Below are 13,782 nucleotides of genomic sequence, written 5' to 3' on the forward strand. Positions count from 1 at the left end.
GAGATTATAAATACCAGCGTGAGCTGCCTTTATTTCCAATTCCACCACCTAAGAAATAACAGGGTCACCCATTATAAATTCCCGGTTAAGCAGATAGCTGTTTTTTCTTGATCTTTTTATTAAAAAATAAAGTGTTGTTATTTTTAAACTCACTTTAAATATGACTTCGCATCTAGTTATGAAGTCGATTGGTGTTAATATACTCCATGGCTTGAATAAAAAAATCATATTAATTTGGGCGGTTTAATTAAGTATTATTGATGCTTAATACTTTGCTTTATGAAAATAGTTTTTAATCGAAATCCTTTATATAATAAATATTTGCAATTGAGAATATAAAACCATCCACTTTATAAAAACCAGCTTTTAAAGGTCTCAAAGACGCTTTTATCTGGTGTCGCTAGGTTTTTAAAAAGTGCCTGTACGGCATTATTACGGACTTTACAGATTCCTGAACGCGTGCACGTTTGTGCGGCAACAGGCCAATTTTTAATGCAAATAGCTTGATAAAAATCAGGGTAAGCGTGTTTTATTGATTGTTCGGTTAAATCGTACGTCACATCGAGCACTGCCAATTGCACTTTTGCAGGCAGTTGTGCAAAATTTAATTCAGCATGTTGTTCTTTAAATTCAATGGTAAGTTGCTTGATTTTATTTTTTAACAAGATGATTGATTCATTATGGGATAAGTAACATTCGCCGAAGGGCTCGTAAAAATTCACGGCATAGCCCTTTGGTAAACGAATTATACGTGCAAACTCGGTGGCCTTATCGATATTGCTTACTGCTTTTTTAGTGCGTTTATCTTTAAGGGGAAGCCTAATATAGTCAGATTTTGAGCTGATATGAAAACCCATACCTATATAAGCTCGGCCATTTTTATCGAGATATAAGTATGAGATGTCTGGTAGATAACGGATAAAATGTTGCTCAACACGTTCCATTTCTAAGGTTTGTTGCTTTTTCATGGATGCTCACATAAACCATAAAGTAAGTGTAATTATAGGAAAGTTAAAAAATAATTGTTAATAGATGAATTAGAATTGTGACTTCATACGTTATATTTCTTAGGTAGCGTGTATTTTAGGGTAAGGCATCAATAATCCTAATTGTGTCGCCTTATGATTTTCATGACTTTTTCGGCGAAATAATGTGATAACAGGTGACCACCAAGGTCGCAATTTCTTATTTACTTTTTAATTATTGCTTTGGGCATATGTTGTGATTTGTCTTTGTATCTATGCATGGGCTAAAGCAGGACATTTATCCTGTGCCAATATTTTAACCCTGCTAGACTTACTCGGTTTGCTGTTTCAATGATTGAAAACAACCCTCCCCATGGATTGGGCCAGTAGTGTGGGTAATTTGAATGGATAAGGGAACACGCACGTGATTGCACTTTTATTTGATATTGTAGGTATGACTGGGACTTTTTTAGTAGTTGGTGCATTTTTTATGTTGCAACTAGGTAAAGCGGTGCCAACAGGCTTGTTGTACAATATGATGAATTTAACGGGGGCTATATTATTATTGATAAGTCTTTGTTATAACTTTAATTTAGCAAGTTTTGTGATAGAAATATTTTGGATTGCAGCATCATTAATCGGTTTATATAAATATTTAAAAGCGAAACGTAATACTGCAACAGCTTAAATCTACGAAAATTTATAGAAATAATTATCGCGCCGTCGCGCATTTGTATTAATATTGTAAATACTACATTTTTACAGTGTAGTTAATTTATTATGAAATATAGGTGTAAAGCGGCGTAATGACTTTAAAGCAATCAGCATGTATTTTTTTGTGTATTTACACAATTCCATTATCAGCAACTGAGTCAGACGATTTATTTGCACTTAGCTTTGAAGATCTACTTGAAGTTCAAGTCGATATTGCCTCAAAAACTTCCGAAACACTTACCTCAGCCCCATCAACTATTACCGTTTTTAATCGTCAAAAAATCGCTTTATTAGGCATACATAATGCTTTTGAGCTGATGAATTTTGTACCGGGTATGCAATCGACTCGTGGAGATTGGGTTGGAGCTGTGCCTAAAGATCATGCCCGTGGTGTATATTTAGATAGTGGTAATATATTGGTAATGATCAATGGCGAGCGCTTGAATGAGTCATCGTTTGGTAAAGCTTCAGTTTATATGCCCTATATTCCTGTTGAAATCATTGATAAAGTTGAATTTATCCGAGGACCTGGATCTGCATTATATGGCAGTAATGCATTTTTGGGTGTGATGAATATTGTTACTAAAACGCATCACAATGAAATGTCTATCGCTATAGGTAATGCGGGGCAAGTAGGTGCTACTTCGTCGCTTAATCATCAATTTAATGCCAATACCCATGTTTATGCAAATATGGCTTACTACCATAAAGAAGGCGAGCGTTATGAGCAAGGTGTTAAAGACCCTCTTGAGTCTGCCTATCTTGAGGTAGGTATAAACATCGATAAGTTGTCACTTAGTGGACGTTATAATTTTACTGAATTAAATAAGTTTCTTAATTTAGGTGGCTATTCTAACGATAATCAACACCGTAGCGAAAATCACTTTCTATCTTTAGGGTATGACTGGCTAGATTCTGATTCGAGCTCTGTATCTTCAAAGGTGTCGTATACTCATCACGAAATTCAAAGTGCAGGGTTAATAGCATCAGCCAACGCGTTACTTAATGCTAATCATGATTTTTTTATTGGCCCTGATTGGCACACAACTGATTTGAAAATAAATATAGACGCAAGCCATACATTTTATAACGGCTGGTCATTGAATTCAGGTGTTGAATATAGCCATGCAGAGCAGCTTAAAGCTGATGTGCGTACAAATTATTTTGATTCAAGCCGTGGTGAAATTATTGTCGAAGATCCGTTCTATCAAGGTGGAATAATAACAGTCAATGACTTTGCTCCTTTTACTGATCTCAAATCCAGCTTTGAGACAAAAAGCGTTTATGGGCAGCTTAAAATTCCTTATTCAGAACAACTAACCTTGTTTGTAGGTACTAGGTATGATGATGTTAAAGATTTAGACAGTAAATTATCACCGCGTATATCAGTTATTTATCAACCGGCATTAGCGCATACTTTAAAGTTGCAATACGGCGAGTCATTTCGTACTCCTGTGACTAATGAGCTATATTCGAATGATGACGTTACTATGGGTAATCCAAACTTACAGTCTGAGTATGTTAAAACGACAGAGTTAGTATGGCGTTATAAACATCGGGATTGGCATTTAAACTCAGTACTGTTTTATAACCAGTTACATGATTTTATTAATATAGTGCCGCATACAATTCACGACAACATGTTTACTTTTGAAAACCAATTAGATGACATTAACCGAGGCATAGAACTTGATAGCCGTGTGCAGATAAACAGTGATTTTTCTGTTGAAGCTACTTATACCCATTATTTTGATGTACCAATGAGGCCAACATTTAAACGCTTTGCAAGTGTGATTGCGAATTACCAATATGATCAATGGATGTTAAGTTTAAATAGTGTTTGGCGTGACCAAGTTCAGGCACACACTACAGATCATATCTTTGATCAATCAGCGTATTTTCTCATTGGTGGGGCTGTAAGTTGGCAGCTTAGTGCAAAAACTCAAATCAGCTTAAAAGCGCATAATCTCTTAGATAAACACTACGATGTATATGATCCGCGAGTGAGTAATGGTGCAGTTGCTGGTGTCGGCAGTGAATACTCGTTACACTATCAAGTCAAATTTTAAGTTTTTGAGGCGCTAAGCTGCGCATTATGGTTGCTCATGTTGTACTTTTCCCGAAAGATTACGCTTGCTATTGTTGTGCTCATTATAGTGTTATTACTAAGTTTTTTATTTGGGCGTCAATATGATTTAGGCAATGCAAAGCGCCAAGCCGAAGTACAAGTTGGGCAACTCAGTCACTACCTTGATACTGAGCTGTCTCGGTTTGCAACAATTCCTTATCTAGCCACAGACAATCAATTATTAACCACGTTTATTAGTAATGAAAATCAATCAGCACAACAGGTTAATAACTATTTAGCAGATATACAACAAGCCAGTGGCGCATCTGATGTGTATGTACTCAATCGTGAAGGAGATGTGATCGCATCAAGTAATTGGCAACTTGATTACACGTATATAGGTAATAATTTTGCGTTCAGGCCTTACTTTTATCGAGCGTTAGCGGGTGATAAAATTGCCTATTTTGCTTTGGGCTTACGTTCAAATGAGCGGGGTATATATTTTTCAGAGCCTATTTACCTTAATCAGCAAGTTATTGGTGTTGTAACACTTAAGGTAAACGTCTCTAAATTTGAGACTGATCGTCAATTACTCAATACATCGCATGCGAGTCATTTTTATTTAACACTGGATGATAAAATTATCGCTATGTCGGATAAACAATCATGGCGACTTAATACCTTTGATTCTTTATCTAATATACAGCTGCAACAGTTACAGACAAGTAGACGTTATTTGGCTCACACTCCCACAGTCATTGATTTAGCGCAAACAACAAGCCAAGGCATCACATTATTGTCTATTGGGCAGCGCCAAACACGTCGTCAGTTTGTACCAGCAAGTGCCTCAATCGATCGGATCAAAGCTGATATGACGGTGTTAGTGGATGTTTCATCGGTCAACCTTGATCAACTCCCGCGGTTATTTTGGCTGGCGGTTATTTACATCAGTACCTTGCTTATTTTTTATAGTCTAATGGCGAGGTTTGCCGGTTATAAAAAGTTACTTTATTCGCGGCACAGTCTTGAGCAAAAAGTGATAGAGCGTACACATGCTTTAGAAAATGCTCAAACAGCGTTACTGCAAGCGGCTAAGCTTGCCACTATTGGCCAGCTTAGCGCGGGTATTAACCATGAAATTAATCAACCATTGAGCGCGATGAGCACATACCTTGTTAGTGCTAAACGTTTAATTGCCAAGGGGGATATAGAGCAAGCGGCAAAGAATATTGTCATCGTACAATCTTTGATAGATCGCGTGCATAAAATAGTAGGCCAATTAAAGCATTTTAGTAAGCCAGCTCAAACCCAGTTACGAGCGCAAAGCCTTAACCAATTGCTTAAAAATTCGATGGTTATTGCTTCCGCACAGTTAAAACACGATGATGTTACGGTCCAAAAAATTATTATTACTGATGACGTTAAAGTATGGGTTGATGGAATTAAATTTGAGCAAGTATTAGTTAATGTTATCACCAATGCAAGCCAAGCAATGCTACAAAGTCCAAAGCGTGAGTTAAGCTTTGAGGTTGAACAATTTGACGATCGCGTTAAGTTATCAATTTTAGATACGGGTCCGGGCATAGAGTTACATGCGTTAGGCACTATTTTTGAACCGTTTTATAGCACTAAATCGACAAACGGCTTGGGTTTAGGTTTATCTATTTCTAAGCAGATCATTAATTCATTTAATGGCTGTTTAAGTGCGCACAATCGTCCTACCGGCGGTGCCCAATTTATAATTACATTAACAAGTACCCAAGGAGAGCAATGAATACTTTAGCTATTGACTGCAAGCAAATCATTGTAATAGATGATGAAGCGATGATCCGTGACTCATTAAATCAACTGCTAACACTCGAAGGGTATCAGGTACAATGTTTTAGTGAACCTGTGAGTGCATTATCAAAATTAAGCCGTCGTTTTAATGGCATTGTGCTCAGTGATATTAATATGCCAAAAATGGATGGCTTGGCTTTTTTAGAGCAAGTTAAGGCATTCGATAGCGAACTGCCCGTTATATTCCTAACAGGATTTGCTGATGTGTCTGTAGCTGTTAAAGCAATGCAGTTGGGGGCTTACGATTTATTTGAAAAACCACTGACAGAGCAATTGTTAGACTGTATCGCAAGAGCAAGTGATAAACGTGCGCTGGTAATGGAAAACCGTGCATTAAAATTAGCAGTAGAAAAAACATCTGCTCCGGGTGTACGTATTTTGGGTGAAACCGTGCAGATGCAGCAAATGATGCATTTACTCAATACCGTTATTGATACGCCAGCGGATGTGATGATTGAAGGCGAAACGGGTACGGGGAAAGAGTTAGTAGCGCGATATTTACACGATCAAAGCAACCGTTCTCGCTGTAATTTTGTTGCTATAAATTGCGGTGCAGTACCAGAGCAACTTATTGAAAGCGAATTATTTGGCGCGGCCAGTGGTGCTTACACTGGCGCAACGCAAAGCCGCCAAGGAAAATTCGAGTTTGCACAAGGTGGTACTGTTTTTTTAGATGAAATTGAAAGTACGCCAACGTCACTGCAAATAAAATTACTACGCGTGCTCGAAGAGCGAAAAGTAACACCTGTTGGCAGTAATAGCGCTATTGATTTAGATGTACGTATTGTGGCAGCGACGAAGGTTGATTTATTGTCACTGGTAGATAAAGGGGAGTTTCGCGCTGATTTATACTACCGCCTTAATTTAGTTAAAGTGAGCATCCCAGCACTGCGTGATAGAAAAGCCGATATTCCCTTGTTATTTAAACATTTTAGCTCTATTGCCGCTACGCGCTTTCATAAGCCACCTGCGCCGCTAAGTAGCGATATGCAGCAAAAGCTAATGAATTACCCATGGCCTGGAAATGTACGAGAGCTGAGAAACCAAGCTGAACGTGCTGTGCTACTTGGGGTAGAGCTTGCCTTTGCAAATACAAATAATAATAACCCAGAGCAATTATCTCAAGATTTGAGTTTAGCTGAGAAAGTCAGTTTTTATGAGCAATCATTAATAGAAGAAGCCCTTGAACGTCATCAAGGCAGCATAAAAGAGACCATGCAGACTTTGCAAATTGCGCGTAAAACCTTATACGACAAAATGAACAAATATGCACTTAATCGAGATATGTTTACTGATTAATGTGTGGAAACAGTGACAAATATGTTTTTGGAGTGTGCGGTTTTCCACACTAATAATTGATTTTAAAATTCGCTTTTTACTTTAAGTTTTTGATTATGTTTATTTATTTAAAATTTAGACTGATTGGCAGTAAACTTGCCTTTATTGTTAGGAACAACAAATGATCCTAACAATAAGGGCACATAATGATAATAATAGATAAAAAATCAATCCCTGTATTTGCAGCCACAGGGCTTGTTTTAGCTTGCTGTGGACAACCTGTAAATGCTGCGCAGTACTCTATTTATGGCAAAGCTGAAGTGCAAATTGCTAACACAGACAAAGGTACAATGCGTTATGCAAAGGAAGGGACACATATTGATGCCCCGTTTTCGCGTATTGGTGTCAAAGGTGAACATGGCTTAACAGATTCTCTTAAAGTTATATTTAAGTATGAAGTACAAGTTAAAGGTTTTGAGCATGACGATACAAGTGATCCATTTACAGCTCGTAATACTTACTTAGGCCTTGCAGGGGACTTTGGTGAGATAGTCATTGGACGTAATGACACTCGGTTTAAGTACTCTGAAGGTAAAGTTGATAACTTTAATGAAACACAAGCTGATATTGCACAGTTATTACCAGGCCAAGATCGATTAGGCGATACAATCACTTACAGCTCAAAATCATTTGCAGGTGCGCAATTATCACTGACTTATGCACCACAAGATGACAGTTCAAACAACGAAGCTGGCTTTGCAGCGACATTGATTTACGGTGATCGAGGTTTAAAAAATAAAAACTATTATGTAGCAATCAGTCATGTTGACTCATTAAATAACATAAATGCAAGCCGGCTAGTGGCTGCGTGGAAACAAAGCGATTTGCAACTTGGTGCTATTTATCAGCGAAGTGAATCTGTTGATGGTACTAAATCGGGCAATGGTTACGTTTTAAGTGCGAGTTATAAATTAGATAAATGGCAACCCAAAGTGCAATTTGCCAGTGATGACTCAACCATTCGTCATAGTACAAAGGGCACACAGTGGACCGCTGGGGTTGACTATTTATTTGATAAACAGACCACGGCTTATTTATTGTATACCGATCTGGATTTACAGCAGCAAACAGACAATAGCTTAGCCCTTGGCTTAAAGTATAAATTTTAAAGGGGTCATTTATGAGTACACAAATTATTGAGAGTAAATCTGAAAAAAGCCCGATGCTACAAATGGTGATGCTTTTATTAGGCCCTGCGGTTATGTTATTTACCTGTTTAATGGATCCGCCATCAGGCATGAGCACAGCGGCTTTTCGTACAGCAGGATTAGCATTTTGGATGGCATCGTGGTGGGTGAGTGAGGTTGTGCCAATTCCTGCTACAGCGTTATTGCCGCTGGTTTTTTCACCGCTTGCGGACATTGCCGCAATAAAAACTGTGGCAGCACCTTATGCGCACCCATTGATATTTTTATTCTTAGGGGGATTTTTAATCTCAATTGCGATGGAACGTTGGGGTCTACATAAGCGCATTGCTCTGCGTACAATGTTGTATGCTGGCTCAAAACCCAGTTTACAGATCTTGGCTATGATGTTAGTAACTGCTTTTCTATCAATGTGGATGTCTAATACCGCAACAGCAGTGATGATGTTACCAATTGCACTTTCCATTACACATTTAGTTCAAAAATCGAACCCAAATAATAATGGCTTTGGCAAAGCACTGCTTTTAGCAATTGCTTACGGCGCAAGTATCGGCGGGATTGCAACACTAATTGGTACACCACCGAACGCATTAATGGCCGCTTATTTATCTGATAGTTACCAAATTGAAATTGGCTTTGCACAATGGATGATAGTGGGCGTGCCTTTATCGTTAACTATGCTGATCATTTGTTGGGTATGGTTAACTAAATTTGCATATAAAGTAGATAAAACAGATGAGAAAAAGATAAAAGTTGATACTAAGTCACTCTTTAGTGCGCAGTTGAAAGATTTAGGTCTTATGCAACGAGCTGAAAAAGGCGTGTTATGTGTATTTGCTTTTGCGGCGATATGCTGGATATTTAGACCGTTAATTGCGGATTTTTCTGGCTTAAAAATATCTGACACAGGCATCGCAATTGCAGCTGCTTTATTGTTGTTTGTATTACCTGCAAATAAAGGCAGTAACGAGCGCATTTTAGATTGGCCAAGTGCCGCAGGCGTTCCATGGGGAGTGTTATTATTGTTCGGGGGTGGATTAACCCTTGCGGCGCAAATAAAGTCATCAGGTTTAGCTGAATACATAGCACACATGATTGAAGGCGCAAGTGCAATCCCACTTGTATTGAGCGTCTTAGCAATTGCGACATTAATTACCTTTTTAACTGAGATCACTAGTAATACAGCAACAGCCGCTGGATTCTTACCTTTACTTGGTCCTGTTGCTGAATCAGTTACAGGCACACCTTTAGTATGGGTGATCCCTGCAGCAATTGCGTGCAGTTGCGCATTTATGATGCCGGTTGCAACACCGCCAAACGCGATAGTGTTTGGCTCAGGGCAAATACAAATAGGGGATATGATTAAAGCCGGTTTTGTACTAAACCTTATTGCTATTATCTTGATCACTTTAGTGACGATGACTATTGCGGCCTCCGTCTTTAACTTTTAATAACTAAACGAGTTACCCAACTCAAGAGTGCTGTTAAAATTTTAATAGCACTCTTTTTACGTGGTAAAACATTAAGCCATATAATTCTAGTGCGAAACACGTATCTTGAGGTTGCTTGGGTATAGGTATATATTGGTTATACTTTTATCACATACTCAGAGTACGCTTTTGTCTGCTAATACCCAAATTCCTTGTATTGATGTTGTACTATCAGCCCAACTTAATGATATGCAGCAACGTTTTAACGCTACCCCTTATTTACCAATTGCCAAAAGAATCGTGTTACTTAAGCAGTTAAAACGAGTGTTAATTACCTGCGAAAATGAATTGATAGCGGCTACGTCAAAAGATTTTGGTTATCGAACTGAGTTTGATACCGTGTTGGGGGATATTTTACCTACTGTTAAAACCATCTCGCACACTATCTCGCATTTACCAAAGTGGGCGAAAGACTCCCCTCGTAAAGCTGGGCTGAGCTTAGCACCTTCAAAAATTGCAGTAAGCTATCAGGCCAAAGGAGTTGTAGGAATAATATCGCCATGGAATTACCCGATTCAACTTGCAATCGTGCCGGTGATCACTGCGATTGCTGCGGGTAATCGTGTGCTGTTAAAAGTGAGTGAATTTACCCCGCATACAAACCAAGTACTCAAACAAATTTTTACTGATGAACTTGCAGAGCATTGTGCTGTTATAGAGGGGGATGCAACTCTTAGCCAGCAATTTTCGGGGCTACCATTCGCACATTTATTTTTTACTGGATCAACAGCCGTTGGTCGTCATGTTATGACTGCGGCGAGTAAAAACCTCACGCCCGTTACGTTAGAGTTAGGTGGAAAATCGCCTGTTATCATTACCGAAAATGTTGATATTTTAAAAGCTGCGAAAGCTATTTTATTTGGTAAAATGGCCAATGCTGGGCAGATCTGTGTTGCTCCAGACTACATTTTAGTTCCTGAAAAACTTGAGGAGCAGCTGGTACAAACTTTATGTTCTTTATATAAAAAACATTTTCCGTTAGGTGTTGAGGGCAAAAATTTAACGTCTATTATCAGTGAACAGCATTTTTCTCGATTAACTAACCTGCTCGATGATGCACAACAACGCGGTGCGCAAGTTGTTATGCCGCTTGATGATAATCAATCGGATGAGCAAAAACACCGCCTTGGTCTGCATATAGTGACACACGTTAATGATGATATGTTATTGATGCAAGAAGAGCTTTTTGGTCCAGTATTACCAATTATGAGTTATCAAAGTTTACCTCAAGCACTCGATTATGTTAATCAGCATCCACATCCACTGGCATTGTATATTATGGGGCAAGATCAGCAGGTAAATCAGCTCGTTCAGGATTCAACACACAGTGGCACTTTTGCTGTTAATGATACACTAATGCAAGTTACTGCGGACGATGCACCTTTTGGTGGTTTGGGGCCTTCAGGAATGGGTAACTATCATGGTGTTGAAGGGTTTTTAACATTTAGCCATGCGCGAAACACATTAAAAACGGGTAGTTTCAACCCAAAGTTAAGTCTATTATTGTCTCAAAATAAGGCATTAATTAAAGTGCTAAAATGGTTGTATTTACGCCCATAAAGAGCGAATACCCAAGCCACCTCAAGATGCAGAATTCAGCGTTTCACAGAGGCTTAATATCAAGGCGTTACTTTGTAGGAATGGCGGTCCCTTTTAAGAAGGAACAACGATGAGAGTAAGTCGCTGTGAAAAGCCCAACGGGTTGGTTTAAAAGCGATTTATACTGCGTTATTGATTAACCACTATTACTTGTAATCAATGCCTTGCCTAAATCGCTTTTAATTCCAACTGAAACTCACATCTTGAGGTGACTTGGGTATAAATATAATCATTACTAAGTTATTAGGCGCTTAATATATCTTTTTATTAAAACTTAAAACATACGTCCTTCGCCAGCATAGAGCCCAGCCAGAATTCGCTCGTAAAGTACATCGGCTTTCTCTTTTGCCTCGGTAACTTCAGCGGGGAGCATTTTACGCTCATCAAGTTTTCGGCTATGGCTTGCATTTAAATTACCATTATACTCAGCAATGGTATTCCAAATATACGATTTTTCAATGTTCTTTTGTACGCCTAGGCCTTCAAAATACATTAGCGCCATATTAAATTGCGCAAGTGTGTAGTTGTTTCCAGCTGCTTTCTCATACCATCGCATGGCTTGTTTATAATCTTGGCTTACGCCTTCGCCATTAGCATACATTACACCAAGGTTAAATTGAGCTGCAGGCATATTTTTTGCTGCTGCTTGTTTAAAAAGAGTCACAGACATTTGCTTATCAAGTTTTACACCTTTACCTTCTTGGTAAAGAACCGCAAGAGCAAACATTGAATCTACATGTTGCTTTTTGACTCCTTCTTGATAAAGCGCAGCCGCTTTATGGTAGTTACGAACGACGCCGTGCCCGTTTTCGTAGAGCTTACCTAATTCGTATATACCAGGTGCAAAGCCTTTATCAGCAAGATAGTTAAACTCTTTTAGCGCTTCTTCAAATTGCCCTTCGTTGGCCGCGCGTATCCCATCTTCAAGTCCTGCATGGGCAACACCATTAATGCCAAGTGCAGCGACCATTAACAATACATTAAACTTAGGTTGCCACATGGCAATATCTCCATTGAGTTTATAACTCTTTAATTTTAGTCCTAACAATAGCAATTGCCTAGCTTGGTTCTAAAAATGATAACGAATAGATATAAGATACAGATATTACAGAAAATTTAAAGAAATAAAAAAAGCCCCTTAGGGGCTTTTTGGGTTCATATCAACCGTCACCGATATGAGCAATGTAGCAAGTAAGTGTGATCTTAAAGTTGTATTACTTGGGTCGAGTAAGCAATACTGCTGAAGCGTCACTATCTTCATCAACAAAGTTGTACTAAAGGGGTCCAGCATCCTTACTGGTTATTCTTCCCTAGGGCACTGAGGTCGGTACATTCCATTCACACTAAGCGAAGTATTAATGTGTGGGTTATTCTGTGTTGATGCGAACGATTATTACTTAGTTTAACGTGTCAGTCAACAGCTAAATGATAACTATTTACATTTAATTTGTTTTATTTTGAATTGCTCCATTTACACCGGCGAATAAGTTGATTACCGTAGGGTTATTCGTACTCTAATAAAAACTAAAATGTTTATAAAAAATATACGTTTAAACTATAAGCTTGGATTGATTGGGTTAATGCTGCTTAGTTTAGCTGGGTGTTCAGCATCTTTTACCTATAACAATATTGGTTGGTTATCCACATTTTGGATTGATGATTATGTTGATTTAGACAAGCAGCAAAGTAAAACGGTTAAATCGTTAATCAAAGAAATGCGAGATTGGCACCGAAAAACACAGCTACCGTTATACAAAAAAGATCTTATTACATTACAAGAGATACTGTCAGGAACACCATCGCAGAAAATACTTGTTGCGCACTTTCAAAACACTAAACAACACTGGCAAATTTTAGTAGAGCATATAAGCATGCCTTTAATTGAAGTTGCCAAAACACTTGATAGTAAACAACGTGCACAGTTTATAGCTGCAATTAGCGACAAAATGAATGAAGAGCAGCAAGAATTTGCAGAGCAAACAGCAAAGGAGCGTTCTGAAGAGCGTTTAAAAGATCAATTAGCAACTTATGCTGATTGGCTGGGAAAGTTATCGGCAGAACAAACGCAGCTAATTACAGTGGCTAATAGTGAATTTCAATCAACATTTATATTATGGCAACGCTATAAACAAACGCGGTTAGATGCTTTGAGCACTGCATTTAACTCCGATAAACTCGATAATGATGATTTTACGCGAGAGCTTGGCCGTATTATTAAAAACAGGCACGCATTTATGAGTGAAGAGTTAATTATGCACGATCAACAAAACTTAGCGCGTTATGCGGCATTATTAGTTGATTTAAGGCAAACCTTGTCGGATAAACAGATTAAGCATGCACGTAAGGAGTTTACACAAATGGTTGATGAAATAGACGATTTGATAAATGATTGATATTTTAAGGGTTCTAGGGCGTGTTGACCTTTGTGGATTGAAATTTGTTCAATCTAGGGGCGATTTAATCGCGGCGCGAGGTTTGTAACCTAGCGGGCTAAGTAAAAACCGAGCAACAAAGAGTTAATCGCCCCTAGGAAGAACCCATTGGGCAGCGCATGTTTGGCATTTATACTGCGTTATCGCCTATTTATGGGGAACAACCACACACCATAGGCGCTGCCTTGCCTA

10 protein-coding genes are annotated in these 13,782 nt (G+C 38.5%); 8 read left to right on the forward strand and 2 right to left on the reverse strand.

Annotation, left to right across the window (positions count from 1 at the left end; all coding sequences use genetic code 11):
- Positions 1-350: 350 nt before the first annotated feature.
- Positions 351-968 carry a hypothetical protein gene (locus HH219_RS19170; RefSeq protein WP_169328357.1) on the reverse strand — a complete coding sequence of 206 codons (618 nt, stop codon included), beginning with the start codon at positions 966-968 and terminating at the stop codon, positions 351-353.
- A gap of 421 nt (positions 969-1,389) precedes the next feature.
- On the opposite strand from HH219_RS19170, the gene HH219_RS19175 reads away from it, so the two are divergent.
- From HH219_RS19175 to HH219_RS19205, 7 genes are all read left to right on the forward strand, one after another.
- Positions 1,390-1,653 carry a hypothetical protein gene (locus tag HH219_RS19175; protein ID WP_054204975.1) on the forward strand — a complete coding sequence of 88 codons (264 nt, stop codon included), beginning with the start codon at positions 1,390-1,392 and terminating at the stop codon, positions 1,651-1,653.
- 118 nt (positions 1,654-1,771) lie between these two features.
- Positions 1,772-3,748, forward strand: coding sequence for a TonB-dependent receptor (locus HH219_RS19180; RefSeq protein ID WP_169328358.1), 1,977 nt, complete (start codon positions 1,772-1,774; stop codon positions 3,746-3,748).
- Between the two features lie 36 nt (positions 3,749-3,784).
- Entirely contained in the window at positions 3,785-5,521 is a 1,737-nt protein-coding gene (locus tag HH219_RS19185) for an ATP-binding protein (RefSeq protein ID WP_169328359.1), read from the forward strand.
- Complete coding sequence (locus tag HH219_RS19190; RefSeq protein WP_054204972.1) at positions 5,518-6,885, forward strand: sigma-54 dependent transcriptional regulator; 1,368 nt, start codon at positions 5,518-5,520, stop codon at positions 6,883-6,885. Before HH219_RS19185 ends, HH219_RS19190 begins: the two co-directional genes overlap by 4 nt.
- A 185-nt stretch (positions 6,886-7,070) precedes the next feature.
- On the forward strand, positions 7,071-8,033 hold the full coding sequence (locus tag HH219_RS19195; RefSeq protein WP_169328360.1) for a porin: 963 nt from the start codon (positions 7,071-7,073) through the stop codon (positions 8,031-8,033).
- Positions 8,034-8,044: 11 nt separating this feature from the next.
- Entirely contained in the window at positions 8,045-9,520 is a 1,476-nt protein-coding gene (locus HH219_RS19200; protein ID WP_054454049.1) for an SLC13 family permease, read from the forward strand.
- A 228-nt stretch (positions 9,521-9,748) separates the two neighbouring features.
- Entirely contained in the window at positions 9,749-11,119 is a 1,371-nt protein-coding gene (locus HH219_RS19205) for a coniferyl aldehyde dehydrogenase (protein WP_169328371.1), read from the forward strand.
- A 313-nt stretch (positions 11,120-11,432) separates the two neighbouring features.
- Here the strand turns inward: HH219_RS19205 and HH219_RS19210 are convergent, their stop codons facing one another.
- The gene (locus HH219_RS19210) at positions 11,433-12,158 is read right to left on the reverse strand and encodes a tetratricopeptide repeat protein (RefSeq protein WP_054204970.1); all 726 of its coding nucleotides are present in this window, start codon (positions 12,156-12,158) and stop codon (positions 11,433-11,435) included.
- 529 nt (positions 12,159-12,687) lie between these two features.
- Here HH219_RS19210 and HH219_RS19215 point away from each other — a divergent pair.
- Positions 12,688-13,551: a DUF6279 family lipoprotein gene (locus HH219_RS19215; RefSeq protein ID WP_169328361.1), complete on the forward strand. Its 864-nt coding sequence runs from the start codon at positions 12,688-12,690 to the stop codon at positions 13,549-13,551.
- Positions 13,552-13,782: the final 231 nt, after the last annotated feature.

The sequence above is a fragment of the Pseudoalteromonas sp. NEC-BIFX-2020_015 genome (genome assembly GCF_012952265.1).
GTDB classification, from domain to species: domain Bacteria; phylum Pseudomonadota; class Gammaproteobacteria; order Enterobacterales; family Alteromonadaceae; genus Pseudoalteromonas; species Pseudoalteromonas neustonica.